Origin of the sequence: Muricomes intestini, from assembly GCF_004346165.1 — a bacterium.
Lineage (GTDB): Bacteria > Bacillota > Clostridia > Lachnospirales > Lachnospiraceae > Muricomes > Muricomes intestini.
Map to the genome: position 1 here is coordinate 26,623 of NZ_SLZZ01000025.1, position 18,619 is coordinate 45,241.

The window sequence follows — 18,619 nt, forward strand, 5'->3', positions numbered from 1 at the left end:
AGTATTATCTTACGTATCTGCTTTGATACTACTATAACGCATCCAGACACAAAAATAAACTAGTTTTTTATTAAAACGTAAACATTTACATCCTGTGCTCACAATGCTATACTATGAAATATCCTAAAAAGAAAGGGGTTATCATATGTTCCGTCTATGGGGAAAAGAATTTAAGGATAATAAATTAATTCGTGATACGGTCATCTGTGATGAGACAGATGAAACCCGCACACATAAAATTTTTAATGCCTTGGATGCTATCTGCTATGAGTTTGACTTGAGCAAACCTATCTGGCTTGACTCTACTATTGCAGACTTTAAAAAGCATGCCAAAGCCAGGTTCTACCAGGATAATTTTGTAGATTCCATTGATTTCGACTACCTGGAGATACACGTGATTGAGGAATAATGCTCATTATAGCCGCATGGCCAGCCCTATCCACAGCTTTTACAGATCGTACAATTATTTTCAAATGCGGGGGGATTTGACTCTAATTTGTCCTCTGTATTTAAGCTTAAAATTCCTGCCCGTTTGCATCCGGATTCTCTGATGATAGTCCAGATTCATTGCCGTCACAAAATACTCCGGAAGTGCACTGCTTTCTTTCAGCTGATGCTCCTTCATGTAAGTTTCCACAATTTTAGTGTACACTTTATAAGAGACATTTTTTCCATACAGCGACTCTGTTCTTCTCTCATAGTAGTTAGCATAAATCGGTTCAATTCCACCTGATACTCCAAGCATCGTCGATATAGTCCCTGTGGGGGCCACCGTAAGAATCTGAGAGTTCCGCAGTCCGTATTTTTTACAAGTTCTTTCGTTTCCTTCGTTGTGTTTGCCTGAAAATACGGAGCCGCAATAATCTCCCCGGCGCAGCATTTTGGATATGCTCCTTCTTTTTCGGCAAGCAGAGCTGATTCGGCGATGGCTGTGTCCGCCATGGTAAATCCAAACTCATCACACAATATGATCGAGGCCTCTTCTCCATAAGCAATCCCAAGTTTAATCAGCATATCAGCCAAGCCCATAATGCCAAGGCCTATCTGTCTTAAGTCCGCCGCGCTTCTTCTCTGTTCTTCAAGAGGATGCAGGTCCATTCCCTCATCCAGCACCTCGTTGAGTGCCCTTATGCATATTCTGATACAGTCTTTGAATCTGCCAAAATCAAATGTAGCCTCATCTGTAAAAGGATTCTTTACAAACTCAGATAAATTAAGACTGCCCAGCAGACAGCTTCCTCCTGCAGGCAAAGGTTCCTCAGCACAAGGGTTCACCCCCGCGTATTGGAAATCCTCTGTATTGCTCAGCAGATTCCATCCTGCAATCCTATCCCAGAACAGGGCTCCGGGCTCTCCATAATCCCAGTTTACTTCGGCAATATGGCGGAAAAGCACCCTTGCATTCACTTCTCTTTCAATCCGTTCTGCTGTGGTTTCCCTGGTATATTCCAACATAAAAGGCTTGTTTTTCTTTACCGCATCCATAAACTCTTTGCTGATCCGCACAGAGACATTCGCCTTTGTAACCTTGCTCAAGTCTGTTTTTAAATCAATAAACCGCTCTATGTCCGGATGGGAACAGCTGAGGGAAATCATCAGGGCTCCCCTGCGTCCTCTCTGCCCGATTAATTCTGTCACCAGCGAATATAAATCCATAAATGGTATTGCACCTATAGCTTCCTGTGCCGCATTATTGATTTTCGCTCCCTGAGGGCTTATTTTGGAAATATCAATTCCACAGCCCCCGCCGTAACTATATGTCCGGGCAAGTTTTTTCGCGCTGTCAAAAATATCCTCTATATTATCCTCAGGAGGAGTCATGACATAACAGTTGGATAAACTTGTCTTTTGCCCCGAGCTTTCCAATCCTCTGTTAGACAAAATCCGGCCTCCAAACAAAAACTTCTTCTCCAGAATCAGTTCCCGGACAGCTGGACTGCCGCCACTAACCCTGTCAAGCCATTGTGCAAAAGATTCACCTTCATTGCAATATTTCCGGCTCCAGATATCAATGCCGAGCTGATTATCCTCTCCCAGCCATTCACTTATATCCATTTATGCTCCTCCTCTCTATAGGACTGAGTCACAGCCGACACAGTCTGTTCCTAGTTATTATTTTGCAAAAACCTTATTCTATGCAACATAACAGTTCAGCCTTGCGAACTGTTTACTACGTAATCCATAATTTCAGGCACTATAGTGCCTATTTATATTTTAGCAAGCCTTTTATTATCTCCTACTCATTTCGTATTGCCGCCAGCGGACTCAGCCGCATGGCTCTAAGTGCGGGAAAGTATCCTGCTGCCATTCCCACGAACACAGCAAATGCCATAGAGGCAAGTACCAGCCAGGGCGGTATATATGAAAGATTCCCGTCCAGTTCCACGGCACTTCCGCCTCCTGTCAGCAGATTAATGATAAAAGACATCCCAAAGCTAAGTATATTTCCTACGATTCCCCCGATGAGTCCGATAAATGCTGCTTCTAAAAGAAACATCTGCTTAATGTTTTTCAGGCTGCAGCCCAGCACTTTTATTACCCCAATCTCTTTTGTTCTCTCATAAATAGACATCATCATTGTATTTGCAATTCCGATGGCCGCAACAAAGAGAGATACCGCCCCGATCCCTCCAAGCAATGCCTGAATCATAGCAAACTGTTTCTTCATGCTGTCCATATATTCTGCATTTGTTGTCACCTGAAATCCCATATTTCTAATGGCCGCCGACAATTCATCTACATCCTCCAGATTTTCTGCCTGTACAGTCGCCGAGGTATAGACAAATTGCCTGTATGGTTTTCCGGATTTTGTGGTTGGCTGGCCGGGAATCACTCTGCCCCGGAACTCTTTCTTCAAAGTATCTTCCAGCTTGTTTATATCGCAGTAAACATAATAATAATTGGCAGTATAAGTATCTATATCGCCGGCAACGACTCCACAGCCTTTCACGACATATTTCTTTGGGGGACGTGCCGGAGTCTGCGGTGAGTCAGAGTTCCCCTCTTCCGTCGCACCGGTGTCTGCCGACTGATTTTGAAAATAATTGTCTGAGTCCAGTATCAGAAACATCTGGTCATTTTGCAAATCAATATCAGGCACCTCCCCAGTCTCCCAATATCCTTTGTCAGTAGCCTTCTCATAAAATGAAGTCAGCACACCATTTCCAAAAAGCAATTCTAAATCTGTACTGTCCGGGTTAGGAAGCCTCCCGTCTGGAATCAGTTCTATATTACGCTCTTTCAAGGCTTCCGGGGTCATACCCTCCAACTGAAGATAACCGATGTATTTTCCTTTCAGCGCTACTGCACTGACATCTAAAACAGGATTGGCACTTTTCACGTGCTCAAGCTGCTGAAACTGTTTTATGGCATCATCTGTAATATATTTATCAGGTTCTTCCTGCTCGGAACTACCATCCGAGCTGTAATACATATTTCCTCCCTCCAACTTACCCGTAACTGTAATGCTTGTCATTCCGCCGGACTGTTCTACCTCACGGTACATGGACTGCTGCATTCCCAATCCCAGAGATATCATAACAACAATGGAGGCTGTCCCGATGACAACTCCCAGGACAGTCAAAAAGGTTCTGAGTTTTCTGCGTTTGAGGCTGCCGCTACTCATCCTCAGTAAATCGATCCACCTCATCTGCCAAATCCTCCTCTTCTACAGACTCTATCCTTTTCTTTTTTCTTCTGATTATAAAAATCACAGCAATAACCACCGCGGCAGCTGTTAATCCTATCACAAGGAGAATAACCGGAAATCCTTTTTCTACAGGAGCATCTGTCATTTGTGACATATTCACAGGCTCCTGCTGCGGTGTAATTTCCAAGGTAAACTCTTTTTCTGTAGTTGAAACTTTTCCGGCCTCGTCCTCATAAGTCACAATCATTTTAAATTTCTGATCCCCTGCATTTTCTTTCGTCCCAGTTACGATACCATCAATTGTTCCCGTGGCGCCTGAGTCCACATTTCCTATGAAAACTTCTTTTGCATCGATTCCTTTCCCCTGAAACTTCACCTTCACATTGTACAATTTGATACGTCCGGTGTTGTAAAGGCTCCCTGTAATGTTTGCCTCCTCGCCCACTGCTATGGATTCCGGAGCAATTTCCAAATCACTCAATTCAAACCTTGCGGCCTGTTTCACAGGAATTGCCAGGCTGGAGGAACTTTCATACTGAGCCGCGTTGCCATCCTCATACTTCATGGACATAGCAATGCTGTATGGCTTCTGCACTAAATCGGCCCTGGAATTTAAGGCAATAGAAATATCTCCGGTGCCGCCCGCCGGAATACTGTCAAGATAAATTGAACTGGAGCCTGAAGAGGGTAAAAATGCCGGAGCTTCCGTGGCTGCTTCCGTCCCGGAGGATGGTGCCTGCAGGTCAAAAAGCATGTTGGAAACTGCAGTTTTTGTGGATGTGTTTTTTAAATGGACAATCAGTTTAAAATCACCCCCGGCATTGACTGTCCCCGGGTCGGTATTAAACCCGGTCACAATAACCCGAGGTACAGAAAGTCCCCCTGAACCCTCCCCGCCTGTAGCAACGGGATCACTATTGAAAATGCCGCCGCCGTAAAAATCCCCATCCCCTTCATCAGGTACGCCAGAATCTGGCTGTGCAGGCTGTCCTGGTTGTGCAGGCTGCTCCGGCCCAGAATCCGCCGGTTTTGCTTTTGCCCTCACATAAATATATTTTGGCGTCTGATATTGTGTTTTTCCGTCATCATAAGTTATGAGAAAATCCAGTCTATAGGATTTGCTCTCCACATCAGAACGAACTTTCAGGTCTTCCCAAAGGGGCGGTTCTGCTGCTCTTCCCCCCGCAGGAATATCTCCCAGAATTTTCTCATTATTCATCTGTTCTATCTCAAAAGGCCAGGCAGAAGCATCCTCAATGACAGGTGTGATCTTAACATTTTTGGCATCTACGCTCCCTTGGTTTTCAACATCAAATTCCAGCGTTTGGCCTGAGGCTTCTGCATCATATTTCGGGGTTGGCTGGCCTCTTCCCACCGATATGGTTATATTTGGTATCGGCTTTTCATCCTCTGCCCGAACCCCCAGCGGCATTATCATAGTTACTGCCAGTGCAAGGCTTACCGCAGCCTGCACCCCCCTCTTAAACAGTTTCATGTTCCTTTTCCTCCCTCTCTTTATGATTGTTTTCAATCTTTACGATTTTCCCGTCCATGATATGAAATATTCTGTCTGCATATGTGGCAAGATGATCGTCATGCGTAACCATCACTAGTGTTTTCTTTCTCTCCCGCACTATCCGCTGCATGAGTCTCATCACCTCTTCTGATGTATGGGAATCCAGATTTCCCGTAGGCTCATCCGCGAATATGATTCTGGGGTCCGCCACCAGTGCCCTTGCCACACCGACTCTTTGCTGCTGTCCCCCTGACATTTGGCTGGGCAGATGCTTTTTATGTTTCTTTAGATTTACCAAATCCAACATCTCATCCGCCTTCTGCAGTCTGATATTCTTAGCCTCGCCTCTAAAAGACAGCGGCAATGCTACATTTTCAAGTGCATTCATTGTTCCTATCAAATGAAAAGACTGAAAAATAAATCCTACATTCTCTCGTCTGAATTTCACCAGCCCGTCCTCGTTCAGCTTCTCCATATGCTGTCCCGCGATAACGACTTCCCCTTTTGTGGGTTTCTCCAGGCCTGCGAGCATATTCAAAAGTGTAGATTTTCCTGAGCCTGAGGTACCCACTATCGCACAAAATTCGCCCTCGTATATCTCAAAGTCCACGCCGGCCAGTGCTCTCACTATGGAATCCCCTACCCGATACAGCTTATACAGGTTCCCGACTTCAATGACCTTATTCACCGAACCCCTCCTTTTCTCAACGTTTATCCTATATCATACTTATAAAAACAAAATATTTCCCAGTACAATTTGTGAAGATTTTCTTAAGATTGGCTGCAGGTTTTCACACTTTGCTCTAAGTGGTTACAATTATCTTTTTTCGCAAAAAAACTGCCCCACTGATCTTTCTTCAAAGTCAAAGACCCCGCAGCAAGCTGCGGGGTCTTTGACCCTCGCGGCAGTTGCCAAATGGAAATGCAAGCATTTCCGCTTGGCTCGTTGCTCGCGGGAATCAATGAGACAGTATATTGTCTGCAAGTTTTTTATTTTATCTGCCAGTCCACAGGCTCTAGTCCATGTTCCTCCAGAAATTTATTGGTCTGGCTAAAAGGTTTGCTGCCAAAAAATCCCCTGTATGCCGAGAGGGGGCTTGGATGAGGCGCCTGCAATATCAAGTGCCGGGGATTATTCAGCATGGATTTTTTCCGCTGTGCGGGACCTCCCCACAAGATAAATACAATAGGTCTGTCCTGAGTATTGAGTACTTCAATCGCCGCATCGGTAAACTCTTCCCAGCCTATTCCCCTGAGAGAATTTGCCTGGTGTGCGCGAACCGTAAGTACTGTGTTGAGCATTAATACTCCCTGTTCGGCCCATTTTGTCAGACAGCCATGGTTAGGAATCGTACATCCCAGATCATCATGAAGCTCCTGATAAATATTAACTAAAGAAGGAGGTATGTCCACACCTTTTTTCACAGAAAAACAAAGCCCATGGGCCTGTCCGTCGTTGTGATAAGGATCTTGCCCCAGAATCACTACTTTTACGTCCTTTAGAGGTGTTAAATGAAATGCATTGAAAATATCATTGGCAGGCGGGAAAATCGTGTGTGTCCTATATTCCTCATTTACCCGGACAAACAATTGTTTGTAATAGGGTTTTTTAAACTCACCTTTCAATGCTTCATACCAATCGCCGCTTAATCCTGACATAAAATATACACTCCTATCTTTTTCTTTTTTTCAACAGTAACTACAGTCTCACAGAGATTCCTTCCCCACGCAGGTATTCCTTCACTTCCCTGATTTCCAGTTCCTTGTAATGGAAGAGCGATGCCGCAAGAGCCGCATCTGCCTTTCCATCTGTCAGTGCGTCCTTAAAATGTTCCAGTGTCCCGGCACCTCCCGATGCAATCACTGGTATGGAGACACTATCAGCTATTGTCCGTGTCAAATCCAGATCATATCCGGCCTTTGTCCCGTCACAGTCCATGCTTGTCAGAAGAATTTCTCCCGCACCCAGACCTTCCACTTTTTTCGCCCATTCCACCGCATCAATACCCATACCTATCCTGCCGCCGTTTTTATAAATGTTCCAGCCACACCCATCTGGCCTTTTCTTCGCATCAATTGCCACCACCACACACTGGCTGCCAAATTTTTCTGCTGCATCTTGTATTAATCCGGGTGTATTAATTGCAGAAGAATTAATAGATATCTTATCCGCACCCTCCCGAAGCAGAGTTTTAAAGTCTCCCACCGTGCGGATCCCTCCTCCTACGGTAAAAGGAATAAAAACACATCGGGCAACCTTTCTTACCATATCTACCACTGTGTCTCTGTTATCAGAGGAGGCTGTTATATCCAGAAAAACTAGTTCATCCGCCCCTGCTTTATCATACGCTTTCGCTATTTCCACCGGATCTCCGGCATCCTGAAGATCTACAAAATTAACACCTTTCACAACCCTGCCGGCATTCACATCCAGACAGGGAATAATCCTTTTTGTAAACATTATAATTCCTCCCGGCCCAATTCCACGAAGTTTTTCAGTATCTGAATTCCCACATCACTACTCTTTTCCGGATGAAACTGGCAGGCAAACACATTATTCTTTTCTACAGAAGCATGAATGCGGACATTGTATTCTGTGGTTGCTTTTACAATTGCTTCGTCTTTCGCCTTCAAATAATAGGAATGTACAAAGTAAACATATGACTGCCGGGGAATTCCTCTGAACAGTCTTCCATTGTTTTCCAGCTGCAGGGAATTCCATCCCATGTGAGGAATCTTAATCCCCTCTCCTCCTGGAATCCGCAGGATTTCTCCTTCTAAAAGGCCCAGGCCCGGGACACCCGGTGCTTCATCGCTTCTTTCAAACAAAAGCTGCAGCCCAAGACAGATTCCCAAAAAAGGAATTCCCTTTTGAGACACCTGCCGGATTACCCGGTCAAGTCTGTACTTATTTAAATTTTCCATAGCATCTCCAAAGGCTCCTACACCGGGAAGAATTACTTTATCGGCCTTCAGAATCTGCTCTTCATCTCTGGTAATCACAACATTCTGGCCTAAAAAGAGCAATGCCTTCTCCACACTTTTTATATTTCCCGCACCGTAATCAATCACCGCTATCATATGTTACATGACTCCTTTACTCTTCCTCTGCTCATCCCTTTGCTTTCCTTTGTCCGTGCCCCGTCTCAACGACCGGAACCGGGGTATCATCCACCGCATCCAGATTATTGATATATTTCTTTGTTTCCTTCACGACAATCGGTGACAAAAGAAGTACCGCTATCAGATTTGGGATTGCCATCAGTGCATTGAGTGTATCTGCAATCAGCCACACCAGGTTCAAAGATACAACTGGTGCAATCGCAGCAACAACTACATAAAGCACACGGTAAGGAACCAGACCTTTCTTTCCTGCAAAATATTCCACGCACCGTTCACCATAATAAGCCCAGCCTAAAACAGTAGAAAAAGCAAATGAAATAATGCCGACTACCAGAATAACAGGTCCTATGTACGGAATCTGCGCAAATGCCATTGAGGTCAGCACACCGCCGTTGGCTATTTCGTCGGCGTTGATTGCCGGATTCTTCATAATTGTTGTAACAAGCACCAGACCTGTCATCAGGCATACTACAACCGTATCCCAGAATGTTCCCGTGGAAGATACCAGTGCCTGGCGAACCGGATTTCTTGTCTGAGCTGCCGCTGCCGCAATAGGCGCAGAGCCCATACCTGACTCATTGGAGAACAGGCCTCTTGCCACACCATATTGGATAGCCAGACGCAAGCCTCCGCCCACAAGGCCTCCTGCCGCAGCCCCAGGCGTGAAGGCAAGCTTACAGATCGTTACAATTGCCGGAATAATAAAATCATAGTTAATCCCAAGAATGATCAGGCAGCCCAACACATAAAATATTGCCATAAAGGGAACCAGCTTTTCACAGACATTTGCGATACTCTTAATTCCTCCGAATATAACAACTGCTGTCAAAACTGCGATTACAATTCCTACAATCCATGGAGGAATTCCCAGATTCTCCTGGCAGACTGTGGCGATTGCGTTTACCTGAGTCGCGCATCCGATTCCAAAGGAAGCAAATCCTGCAAGTACCGCAAAAATCACTCCCAGCCAGCGCATGTTTAAGCCCCGCTCCAGTGCGTACATTGCACCGCCCTGCATTCTCCCATCTTTTGTCTTCACCCGGTACTTTACAGCAATCAAAGACTCTGCGTATTTTGTGGCAATACCAAAAACACCGGTGAGCCAACACCAGAGGACAGCCCCCGGTCCCCCCATTGCAACCGCGGTTCCCACTCCAATAATATTGCCTGTCCCAATCGTAGACGCAAGCGCTGTCGTCAATGCCCCAAACTGACTGACCTCGCCTTCCGCCCCCTCGTCCTTTGTAACGGATAACTTAATGCCTTTCGTAATTGACGCTTTCTGAATAAACCCTGTACGGATAGTAAGAAATATGTGTGTTCCGAACAACAGGACGATCATCCCCCAGCCCCACACTTTACCGTTTACCAGCTCCACTATCGCATTCACTTTTTCAAACATGTCTTTCTCCTCTCTCTTTCCACCTTCAATGACGGTCAGAAACAAGACACAAATACCAAAATAAGGCATACGTGACACCTCCATTGGTTGTTGACACATTGTATGCCTTAGTCAAAGACCCCGCAGCAAACTGACGGGGCATCAAACCTGCAGCGCAGCAAGCTGCAGGGTCTTTGACCCCCGCGGCAGTCGCCAGATGGAAATGAAAGCATTTCTATTTGGCTCGTTGCTCGCGGGAATAAAAATATTTTACCTTACTTTTTTATGTTTTTCAAGGAATTTTTAGTCGAGGCCTCCCGATCCAATTCAAACCAGAACTCCACCCCATTCTCAAAATTGTTCACACCATATTGCTGATGAAAAGAGTCCATAATCGCCTTTACGATAGACAGCCCTATTCCGTTTCCGCCGTATTCTCGTGTGTGGGCCTTATCCACTTTATAAAACTTGTCCCACAGCTTGCCCAGATCCTCCTCCGGTATAGGTCTCCCACTGTTGAATACTGTCACCCTCACTATCTCTTCTTTAGAAATTACTCTGACTTCAATCCGTTTTTCATTTTCTACATGGTGAATTGCATTTGTTAAATAATTGCGTATTACCTGTTCGGTCTTAAACTCATCTGCCCAGACGTAAACTTTCTCATCTGCAATGAAATCTACAGAGGCCTCTGCCTGTTGGATAAGAATTTCACAGCTTGCAATCACGCCTTGTATCATTCCCACAATATCAAAGTGCCCAAATTCCAGATCCTGGGCGCCAAATTCCAGCTGGTTAAGTGTCAGGAGATTTCTTACCATCTGGTTCATCTTATTTGCTTCGTCCATAATCACATCGCAGTAGAATTCACGGCTTTCCGAGTCATCGCTGACACCCTCCTTCAGTCCTTCCGCATAGCCCTGAATCAGGGCAATGGGTGTCTTCAGCTCGTGTGATACATTACCCAGGAACTCATTGCGCATATCCTCAAGTTTCTCTTTCTCCTCAATATCCGCCTGTAACTGATTGTTTACACCTTTTAGTTCCGAGATGGTTCTTTCCAGACGTGACGACATTGCATTAAAATTCTGTCCCAGAACACCAATTTCATTATCTCCTCCACTGGTATACCTGGCTTCAAAATCAAGATTTTCCATCCTCTGTGACAACCCCACCAGCTCCTTGATAGGCTCCGTAATCTTTCTGGAAAAATAACTCACCAGAACACTTCCAAGGATTACTGCAAACATTCCCATATATACAAGGAACTTATTTGCCAAATCTGCACTTTCCCGAATGCTCTCCAGAGGACTTCGCATGACAAAAATGGTGTTATCGGAGAGTGCCCCCCACATTTCCAGATAGTCTATCTGAGTCATAAAGTCCCGGGTTTTATAAATCTGATAAGAATCTGTGCTTTCCAGTATCTTCCCGGTGTCCTTATTTTTATCAAACATATAGGCCAAAAGTTTCAGGTACAGCGGACTGTCTTTATCTCTTACCGTAGAAAAAATAATGGTTCCATCTGTCTTCATCACAACTGCCGAAATGTTGGTTCTCTCGGTCTGATGTGTCAGCTTTTCAATAACAGAATCGGTGTCAATATTCTCATTTGCGACCGCCTTCTCGAGAACAGTGTAGGTGCCGGTCAGATCTGCTTGCTTGTGGAGAATATAATATTCCTCCAAAAAGCCTGAGTTTACGGCAAATATGATCACCAGTATAAAGACGATCAGCCCGACAAAAACAACCATCATCTGCCGTCTTATGGAATGCCTCATACCTCTACCTCAAATTTATAGCCCATGCCCCAGATGGTTTTGATGTACTCGCCTTTATCGCCCAGTTTACTTCTCAGCTTCTTCACATGGGTATCAATGGTACGTGCATCTCCAAAATAGTCATAATTCCATACATTATTTAATATTTTTTCTCTGGACAAAGCAATTCCCTGATTTTCTACAAAATAAGACAAAAGCTCAAACTCTTTATAGCTTAGCTCCACTGGTTTTTCATCTATTGTTACGATATGAGCTGTCTTGTCAATCACAATACCGCCGGCATCCATTATCTCCTCTACTTCCAGCCCTTTCGTCCTGCGGAGTATGGCCCCTACTCTGGCCACCAGAATCTTAGGACTGAATGGCTTCGATATATACTCATCCACTCCCAGCTCAAATCCCTGAAGCTCATCCCGCTCCTCCGAACGGGCTGTGAGCATAATGACCGGGACTTTAGAATGCTCACGTATTTCCCTGCAGACCTGCCAGCCGTCCATCTTGGGCATCATAACGTCTAATATAATCAAAGCAATATCCTTGTCCGCATAAAAAAGGTCCATCGCTTCCATTCCATCCCCGGCTTCCAGAACAACATAACCTTCCCTGGCGAGAAAGTCCCTTACCAGCTTGCGCATCCTGCTCTCGTCATCCACAACTAAAATCTTTGTTTTTTCCATCGAAATCGTCTCCTATCCAACAACACAGTATCCAATGACATCCCTATCTGTTTTTTGTATAATAACAGGCAAGTATGTAAAAAATGTGAATTTTTCTGCTTCTATTCCACACTTTTTAAAGACTCTACCATATCAATTTTTTTCAATTTAAAGTACATCACTCCATTTACAAACACAGAGAAGGCTATTGTAATTAAAATGCTGTAAATATAGCTGCTGAAATCTATTGTTCTTCCGAACATCGCCGAGTCTATCTCTGCCGTCACAATTACATACTGGTGCAAAACAATTCCCAGCAAAATTCCGACTATGGATCCGATGATTGTCAGAATAATGTTCTCCCTATACACATAAGCCGACACCTCATTGTTAAAGAATCCCAGAACCTTCAATGTTGCCAGCTCTCTTCGGCGCTCCGTGATATTGATATTATTCAGGTTATAGAGTACTACAAAAGCAAGCAGTCCTGCCGACATCACAAGAACGACTACAACTATATCCATGCTGCTCAGCATATCTTCAAATTGCTTTCGGATATCACCGGCATAACTTACACTTAAAGCACCGTCGGACTGCAGGACAGCTTCTCCCACTTTTTCCTCACTGTCTATCTCGTCTGGCTTCATGTTATAATATATCGAATTATACTCCGGTGCGCTGCCAAATAACTTTTCATAATATTTCGGAGATAGATAGATGTAATGTCCGACATAATTTTCACTGATACTGTGAACTTTAGCCTCTGCTTCCCCTTTATCCTCATCTTTTATCGTAATCTTATCCCCAGCCTTCACGTCCAGCATCTTTGCAACTTTTTCTGTTAAAATTACTCCTGAATTGTCCAGTGTATATTTTTCCTTCGTTATACGGTTCTGAAATACAACAAAATCCGAGAATTTATCTGTGTCTTCCGGCACATTCAGATATACATCCTTTGTTGTCTTTCCATGAGACAGTTCCACCTGCCGAAGCAGGTTCTTTGCAGTGTCCTCCACCCGGTCATCCGAATTCAATTTATCATATGCTTCTTCTTGTTCTGCCTCGGAAGCATCTGTGTCGAGAATAATATCTCCGCTGTATAGCTGAATCTCACCATATTGCAGGGCCGTAATATCAAATATAGAGTTCCTCAGTCCAAACCCGACCAGCAGCAGCGCCATGCAGCCGCCTATACCGAAAACTGTCATGAAGAAACGCTTTTTGTACCGTATCAAATTTCGCACTGTCGCCTTCCATGTAAAGCTTAAGTGCTTCCATATGAACGGTATCCGCTCCAGAAAGACTCTCTTGCCCTGCTTCGGCGCCGGAGGCCGCATTAACTCCGCTGCCTGCTCCCGCAGCTCATTAAAACAGGAAAAGACTGCAGCAAAGAGTGTACAAGCCAGTGCTGCCAGTGCTGCCGCCAGGCCATAAAACATATTGTATGGGAGACGCATAGCATCCATGTGCTGATATATGATTCCGTAGGCCCTGATTATAATATATGGCAAGATTTTTTCGCCGACTAATATTCCCAACACACTGCCGCTTACCGTAGCAAGGGCAGCATATCCAATATATTTTCCTGCTATTGCATGGCGCTCATAACCAAGAGCTTTCAACGTTCCAATCAAGGTCCGCTGTTCTTCCACCATACGGGTCATAGTAGTCAGGCTAATCAGAGCCGCCACTAAAAAGAACAGCACGGGGAACACTTTTCCTATGGCTTTTATGCGGTCCGCGTTGTCTCCATAGCCTGCATATTCTGATAGATCGTTTCTGTCAGTGATATACCATTTTGCATGTTCTATCTTTTTGATATCCTTCTCGGCATCCCGGAGCTTCTTCTCACCGTCGGCAATTTTACTGTCCGCCTCGGCTTTTGCATCCTCATACTCGGCCTGAGCATCATTTAATTCCTGCTCCTTAGCAGATAGCTCTGCTTCTGCTGAGACAAGCTCTGCCTGGGCCTCATCAATCTGTCTCCAACCGTCATTGATCTGCTGCTGTCCGTCATCCAGCTGCGCTTTCGCTCCTTCTATTTGTGCACGGGCTGCTTCAATCTGGGCTTCACCCTGCGTAATCTGGGCGGACATGGCAGCCAGAATCTGCTGCGTCTGTTCATCGTTCTGCCCACTCCCAGCCAGAGCATCGTACTGCGCCTTTGCCGCATCCAGCTCCCCTGCTTTCTGATTGAAGGTATCCGACTGGGTATTTAATTCCTCATACCCGGCATCCAGTTCCGCCTGCTTTTCAACCAATTGATTTCTGGAATCGTCAAGCTGTGCATAGCCATTTGCTATCTCTGCCTTGGCGTCCTCAATCTGCTGTCTTCCATCCTCAATCTGCAGCCTGGCATCCTCCAGTTTTTCATTTGCCTCTGCTTTAGAATCTGCCAGCTCTTTCTTTGCATCATTCAATTTTCCCGTAGCTTCATCTACAATCTCCTGGTACCGGGCCTGTTCTCTCTCTTTACGGATTTTTTCTACCTCATCCAGAGTGTCCCCCACCTTGCCGTCATAGGCATCCGTAAATGCAGTCAGCTCTTTCGCCCCCTCCACCGAGGCATACATTTCTGTAAACACATCCATATCAAAACTGCTTTCCGGCACACATACAAATCCGCTGACTACACCTGTACCTATTGCACTGTTTCCGCGCTGAAATGAAATGTATTCGGAACTGCTCGCTGTCCCTACAATCGTAAAGGTATCCGTTTTCAGTGTATCCTTTATGTCATCCTTTGTTCCTGACTGAAATGTAATTTTATCGCCGACTTTATAGCCGCTGCCTGTAAGGAAATCCACATCCGCCAGACACTCATCCGCCGCCTTTGGCAGCCGCCCCTCTTCTACGGCCACCTCATTCATAGATGGAAGAAGAGATGACATATGCACTACCTCGCTGCTGTCTTTCACCGTGCAAAGAACATCTGCGGAGTACCCTGCCTCCACTTTCTTAATCCCTTTCACCTTTTCCAGAGCATTCAAATCATCCTCAGTCAATCCCAATGTGCTGACAACTTTAAGGTCCATCAGATTCTGCCTGTCAAAATAAGCATCCGCTGACAGACGCATATCCGGCTCAGTCGAACGGATACCGGAAAAAAATGCGACTCCGATTGCAACAATAGCAAAAATGGACAAAAAACGGCCCAAACTTTTTCGGATTTCCATATAAAAATCTTTTCTCAGTGCTTTTCTGCTCATGTGCTTAACCTACCATTCTATCTCATCAATTGATACAGGATTTTTGTTTTCTTCAATGCTCGAAACTTTTCCGTTTTTAATCTTAATCAACCGATCCCCCATAGGTGCAAGGGCTGAATTATGTGTGATAACAATAACTGTCATCCCCCTCTCCCTGCACATATTCTGAAGAAGCTTTAAAATAGAACGGCCTGTATTGTAGTCCAATGCCCCTGTGGGTTCATCACAGAGAAGAAGCTTAGGGTTCTTTGCGAGGGCCCGGGCGATGGACACTCGCTGCTGTTCTCCCCCGGAGAGCTGGGCCGGAAAGTTATTCAGGCGCTCTCCCAAACCCACTTCTTCCAGCACCTTTGCAGCGTCCAACGGTTCTTTGCATATCTGAAGAGCAAGCTCTACATTCTCCAAAGCTGTAAGATTCGGAACAAGATTATAGAATTGGAATACAAACCCGATGTCCTCCCGCCGGTAACCTGTCAGCTGTTTCGCGTTGCAGCTTGTGATGTCCGCCCCATCCACCGTGATTTTTCCACTTGTTGCAGAATCCATCCCTCCCAGAATATTCAGGACAGTTGTCTTGCCCGCACCACTGGGCCCTACAATAATTACAAACTCGCCCTTTTTAATTGCAAAGTCTATCCCGTCCACTGCACGGATTTCCACTTCTCCTGTCTTATATACCTTGGTAACGTTTTCTAATTTTACGAAATCTTCCATTCTAGTCTCCTTGTGTAATTGTTATATTCTCAGAGCAGTCTCATATAGTTGAGGTGCCTTTCTTATTTTATCATATATCTTCTGTTTATAGAGGCAATTCCTTCCAGTGTTTTCCCGCATCGAAAGTTTCCTGGAAACGTACAGGCAGTTCAACACCCTGGAATAATGATTTTTGAAACTTAACAATCAAATCTGCCGCTATCGTCACTGCTCCTGCATAGAGCTTTTTTAGCAAAAGACAATACTGTTCACACTCTGGATTTGGCTCTTCATTTACCACCATCCCGTGCATGGTCTCATATTTACCCAAAAGTTTCATACTTGTAAACAATAATTTTCTCTTTTTCTTCCCGGGTGCCAAAAGCAGCTTATGATAAAATATCATAGCCTTTAACGACTTCCTTACTGTCTCTGCCGGCAGATTATTAAAAAACGGTGCAATCACCTGTGCATTTTCCAGACTTGGATGAATATGATTTGTGGCAAGATAACGCAGCGGGTTGATATAGTCTTCCGTCAGCAGGTACCTGTCAAATTCCTTTTCTATCTCTGAATGTGTAAGTCCACTGACATACATCATTTTCTGAATATACTTGTGACATTCGCTGTCCAGAACAAAATGGCATATAAATCCATATATGTATGCTCTGGCCGCTGCAGTATCCTCTTCTCTTTTCAGAATATCCTCCGCCCGCTTAAAGAACTCAGCCGCTGGCTTTTTATGAATTGCGTGTCCCTGCTGAATTATCGGATTAGACTTGTCAATTGCATTATAGTAAAATAAAATATCCGGCCCGTGAAGACCGATATCAAACAATTCTCTGTTATTTTCTACCGCACGCTGAAGCGGTCTTGGAAGGGCGCTGATGACGTCTCCCCCAAATTTATAATGTGCATATGTTGTCGGCATATCAATAACCTCTCTTTTTTACATTTTATGTAACTATTCAGAACCAAGCTCGAAAACTACGGTTTTCTCGCTGTTTGGCTCTCACCAAATAGATATATCAAAAAATTCTCCTTAGAAAGCAAGCTTTCACGAATTATTTTTTAATATGTCTGCTTGGTTCTGAGCAGTTACCATTTTATTATATATTATCACAGAAACTTAATAAAGAAACCCGTTGATTATGAAAAAAATATGAACTACTACGAATACCTTGACTTTATAATCTCTTTTTTATAAAATGAATATGTAGAGAAGTGTGGGTATTGCCACGTATCTTTGAACATCATACAAGGGCTTGTACTGGTTTCGACAGGGATCTTGAAGATGGAGAAGCTATCCGCAGGCTGATGCGTCAAATCGCAAACTTAAAATTAAACGCTAACGATAATTTCGAATTAGCTGCAGCCTAAATGCTGCATGTCAGCCCTGAGGTACCCGCACCTTAGGAATCTGGCACCAACTATGTGGGAAACGATATCGGCAAAGCTTTGAACCGATAGGCGTATCATGAAGCTACTGAAACCGTAAGGGTGTTGGTTCCCGTACGGCAGAGGGAATGAAAAAGAACTGACTATGATAGTAGAAGTACATGGGATAGGTTTTTGGACGCGGGTTCGATTCCCGCCAGGTCCACTATTAAGGGAAGCAGCAAATATGTTGCTTCCTTTTTTTAAAAACTATTGACCTTTACGTTGCGTAATAGTCTATGCTCTTATTAGTTCAGTAAATGAACAACACACTTTTATTTCCACAATACAAGTAAAGGAGGCTCTCATATGCAGTACAGTATCAATAAGCTGGCCAGACTGGCCGGGGTCAGCACCCGTACCCTGCGCTATTACGACCAAATAGAATTGTTGACACCTCAACGGATAAGCAGCAACGGATACAGGGTATATGGACAAAAGGAAGTGGATCTTTTGCAGCAGATTTTATTCTACCGCGAACTTGAAGTGCCGCTTGATGAAATCAAAAGAATTGTCAGCGCAAAAGATTATGATGGTATTGCTGCGCTGCAGAGTCATCTCCTGGCCTTGAAGGCAAAAAGGACGCAGATAGAGGCGTTGATTGCCAGTGTGGAAAAGACCATAGCTGCATCGAAAGGAGAAATAGTAATGAGCGATAGGGAAAAGTTTGAAAGTTTTAAGCAAAAAATGGTGGATGAAAATGAAAGACAGTACGGCAAAGAGATTCGTGAAAAATACGGTGATTCTGTTATAGATGACAGTAATGCCAAATTGTTGGGGCTGACAGCCGAGCAATATGAAAGTGCTCAGGCACTGTCCCGGAAAATCAATGAATCTTTAAAAATTGCCTTTGAGCAGGGAGACCCTTCAAGTGAACTTGCACAGCAAGTATGTGCCATGCACAGAGAATGGCTGGAATACTCCTGGAATCATTACTCAAAGGAAGCCCATCTTGGTCTTGCCCAGACTTATGTGGCAGACCCACGTTTCAAAAAATATTACGATGACATTGAAGAAGGATGTGCCGAATTTCTCCGTGATGCTCTGCAGATTTATTGCCAATAAGTTGTTAAGACAGGGAGGGCGTAAATTTTTCTGTGTCTGGCAAGTCAAGAACTGCCTGATTTGAATTAAATATGTATTGGTTTTGATGTCGATTTAACTCGAAATTCCT

At 44.5% G+C, this 18,619-nt stretch carries 15 protein-coding genes, 1 other RNA gene and 1 pseudogene; 3 read left to right on the top strand and 14 right to left on the bottom strand.

Features of this window, described 5'->3' with window-relative positions; genetic code table 11:
- Positions 1-145: 145 nt before the first annotated feature.
- Positions 146-409 (top strand): hypothetical protein, encoded by a 264-nt coding sequence (locus EDD59_RS14160; protein WP_132383006.1) that lies wholly within the window; start codon positions 146-148, stop codon positions 407-409.
- 60 nt (positions 410-469) lie between these two features.
- Here the strand turns inward: EDD59_RS14160 and EDD59_RS18610 are convergent, their stop codons facing one another.
- From EDD59_RS18610 to EDD59_RS14225, 14 genes and pseudogenes are all read right to left on the bottom strand, one after another.
- Positions 470-880 carry a ribonucleotide reductase barrel domain-containing protein gene (locus EDD59_RS18610; protein ID WP_279233367.1) on the bottom strand — a complete coding sequence of 137 codons (411 nt, stop codon included), beginning with the start codon at positions 878-880 and terminating at the stop codon, positions 470-472.
- A 29-nt stretch (positions 881-909) separates the two neighbouring features.
- Positions 910-2,055: pseudogene (locus EDD59_RS18490) on the bottom strand (adenosylcobalamin-dependent ribonucleoside-diphosphate reductase); the annotation flags it as partial.
- 181 nt (positions 2,056-2,236) lie between these two features.
- The gene (locus tag EDD59_RS14170; protein ID WP_132383008.1) at positions 2,237-3,649 is read right to left on the bottom strand and encodes an ABC transporter permease; all 1,413 of its coding nucleotides are present in this window, start codon (positions 3,647-3,649) and stop codon (positions 2,237-2,239) included.
- Positions 3,618-5,144 carry a COG1361 S-layer family protein gene (locus EDD59_RS14175; protein ID WP_132383010.1) on the bottom strand — a complete coding sequence of 509 codons (1,527 nt, stop codon included), beginning with the start codon at positions 5,142-5,144 and terminating at the stop codon, positions 3,618-3,620. Before EDD59_RS14175 ends, EDD59_RS14170 begins: the two co-directional genes overlap by 32 nt.
- Positions 5,131-5,853: an ABC transporter ATP-binding protein gene (locus EDD59_RS14180; RefSeq protein ID WP_132383012.1), complete on the bottom strand. Its 723-nt coding sequence runs from the start codon at positions 5,851-5,853 to the stop codon at positions 5,131-5,133. Before EDD59_RS14180 ends, EDD59_RS14175 begins: the two co-directional genes overlap by 14 nt.
- Positions 5,854-6,155: 302 nt before the next feature.
- Positions 6,156-6,824: a uracil-DNA glycosylase gene (gene ung / locus EDD59_RS14185; protein WP_132383014.1), complete on the bottom strand. Its 669-nt coding sequence runs from the start codon at positions 6,822-6,824 to the stop codon at positions 6,156-6,158.
- 40 nt (positions 6,825-6,864) lie between these two features.
- The gene (gene hisF, locus EDD59_RS14190; protein ID WP_132383016.1) at positions 6,865-7,626 is read right to left on the bottom strand and encodes an imidazole glycerol phosphate synthase subunit HisF; all 762 of its coding nucleotides are present in this window, start codon (positions 7,624-7,626) and stop codon (positions 6,865-6,867) included.
- The gene (hisH, locus tag EDD59_RS14195) at positions 7,626-8,246 is read right to left on the bottom strand and encodes an imidazole glycerol phosphate synthase subunit HisH (protein ID WP_132383018.1); all 621 of its coding nucleotides are present in this window, start codon (positions 8,244-8,246) and stop codon (positions 7,626-7,628) included. The genes hisF and hisH overlap by 1 nt, the downstream gene beginning before the upstream one ends.
- Before the next feature lie 31 nt (positions 8,247-8,277).
- A complete protein-coding gene (locus EDD59_RS14200; protein ID WP_132383036.1) occupies positions 8,278-9,690 on the bottom strand; it encodes an alanine/glycine:cation symporter family protein in 1,413 nt (470 codons plus the stop codon).
- Positions 9,691-9,944: 254 nt separating this feature from the next.
- Positions 9,945-11,450, bottom strand: coding sequence for a sensor histidine kinase (locus EDD59_RS14205; RefSeq protein WP_132383020.1), 1,506 nt, complete (start codon positions 11,448-11,450; stop codon positions 9,945-9,947).
- Positions 11,447-12,127 carry a response regulator transcription factor gene (locus tag EDD59_RS14210; protein WP_132383022.1) on the bottom strand — a complete coding sequence of 227 codons (681 nt, stop codon included), beginning with the start codon at positions 12,125-12,127 and terminating at the stop codon, positions 11,447-11,449. The genes EDD59_RS14205 and EDD59_RS14210 overlap by 4 nt, the downstream gene beginning before the upstream one ends.
- A 101-nt stretch (positions 12,128-12,228) precedes the next feature.
- The gene (locus EDD59_RS14215; protein WP_132383024.1) at positions 12,229-15,315 is read right to left on the bottom strand and encodes an FtsX-like permease family protein; all 3,087 of its coding nucleotides are present in this window, start codon (positions 15,313-15,315) and stop codon (positions 12,229-12,231) included.
- A 9-nt stretch (positions 15,316-15,324) separates the two neighbouring features.
- The gene (locus tag EDD59_RS14220; RefSeq protein ID WP_132383026.1) at positions 15,325-16,029 is read right to left on the bottom strand and encodes an ABC transporter ATP-binding protein; all 705 of its coding nucleotides are present in this window, start codon (positions 16,027-16,029) and stop codon (positions 15,325-15,327) included.
- An 85-nt stretch (positions 16,030-16,114) separates the two neighbouring features.
- Positions 16,115-16,939 (bottom strand): zinc dependent phospholipase C family protein, encoded by an 825-nt coding sequence (locus EDD59_RS14225; protein ID WP_132383028.1) that lies wholly within the window; start codon positions 16,937-16,939, stop codon positions 16,115-16,117.
- 330 nt (positions 16,940-17,269) lie between these two features.
- On the opposite strand from EDD59_RS14225, the gene ssrA reads away from it, so the two are divergent.
- Positions 17,270-17,614, top strand: a transfer-messenger RNA (tmRNA) gene (ssrA, locus tag EDD59_RS14230).
- A 140-nt stretch (positions 17,615-17,754) separates the two neighbouring features.
- Entirely contained in the window at positions 17,755-18,510 is a 756-nt protein-coding gene (locus EDD59_RS14235) for a MerR family transcriptional regulator (protein WP_132383030.1), read from the top strand.
- Positions 18,511-18,619 lie beyond the last annotated feature (109 nt).

What these genes read in the sequence shown, in the direction of transcription:
- EDD59_RS14235 (WP_132383030.1), top strand. Translation starts at nt 17,755, where the DNA reads ATGCAGTACAGTATCAATAAGCTGGCCAGACTGGCCGGGGTCAGCACC.
- EDD59_RS18610 (WP_279233367.1), bottom strand. Translation starts at nt 880, where the DNA reads ATGCTGCGCCGGGGAGATTATTGCGGCTCCGTATTTTCAGGCAAACAC.
- EDD59_RS14160 (WP_132383006.1), top strand. Translation starts at nt 146, where the DNA reads ATGTTCCGTCTATGGGGAAAAGAATTTAAGGATAATAAATTAATTCGT.
- EDD59_RS14210 (WP_132383022.1), bottom strand. Translation starts at nt 12,127, where the DNA reads ATGGAAAAAACAAAGATTTTAGTTGTGGATGACGAGAGCAGGATGCGC.
- EDD59_RS14205 (WP_132383020.1), bottom strand. Translation starts at nt 11,450, where the DNA reads ATGAGGCATTCCATAAGACGGCAGATGATGGTTGTTTTTGTCGGGCTG.
- hisF (WP_132383016.1), bottom strand. Translation starts at nt 7,626, where the DNA reads ATGTTTACAAAAAGGATTATTCCCTGTCTGGATGTGAATGCCGGCAGG.
- ung (WP_132383014.1), bottom strand. Translation starts at nt 6,824, where the DNA reads ATGTCAGGATTAAGCGGCGATTGGTATGAAGCATTGAAAGGTGAGTTT.
- EDD59_RS14215 (WP_132383024.1), bottom strand. Translation starts at nt 15,315, where the DNA reads ATGAGCAGAAAAGCACTGAGAAAAGATTTTTATATGGAAATCCGAAAA.
- EDD59_RS14170 (WP_132383008.1), bottom strand. Translation starts at nt 3,649, where the DNA reads ATGAGGTGGATCGATTTACTGAGGATGAGTAGCGGCAGCCTCAAACGC.
- EDD59_RS14200 (WP_132383036.1), bottom strand. Translation starts at nt 9,690, where the DNA reads ATGTTTGAAAAAGTGAATGCGATAGTGGAGCTGGTAAACGGTAAAGTG.
- hisH (WP_132383018.1), bottom strand. Translation starts at nt 8,246, where the DNA reads ATGATAGCGGTGATTGATTACGGTGCGGGAAATATAAAAAGTGTGGAG.
- EDD59_RS14220 (WP_132383026.1), bottom strand. Translation starts at nt 16,029, where the DNA reads ATGGAAGATTTCGTAAAATTAGAAAACGTTACCAAGGTATATAAGACA.
- EDD59_RS14175 (WP_132383010.1), bottom strand. Translation starts at nt 5,144, where the DNA reads ATGAAACTGTTTAAGAGGGGGGTGCAGGCTGCGGTAAGCCTTGCACTG.
- EDD59_RS14225 (WP_132383028.1), bottom strand. Translation starts at nt 16,939, where the DNA reads ATGCCGACAACATATGCACATTATAAATTTGGGGGAGACGTCATCAGC.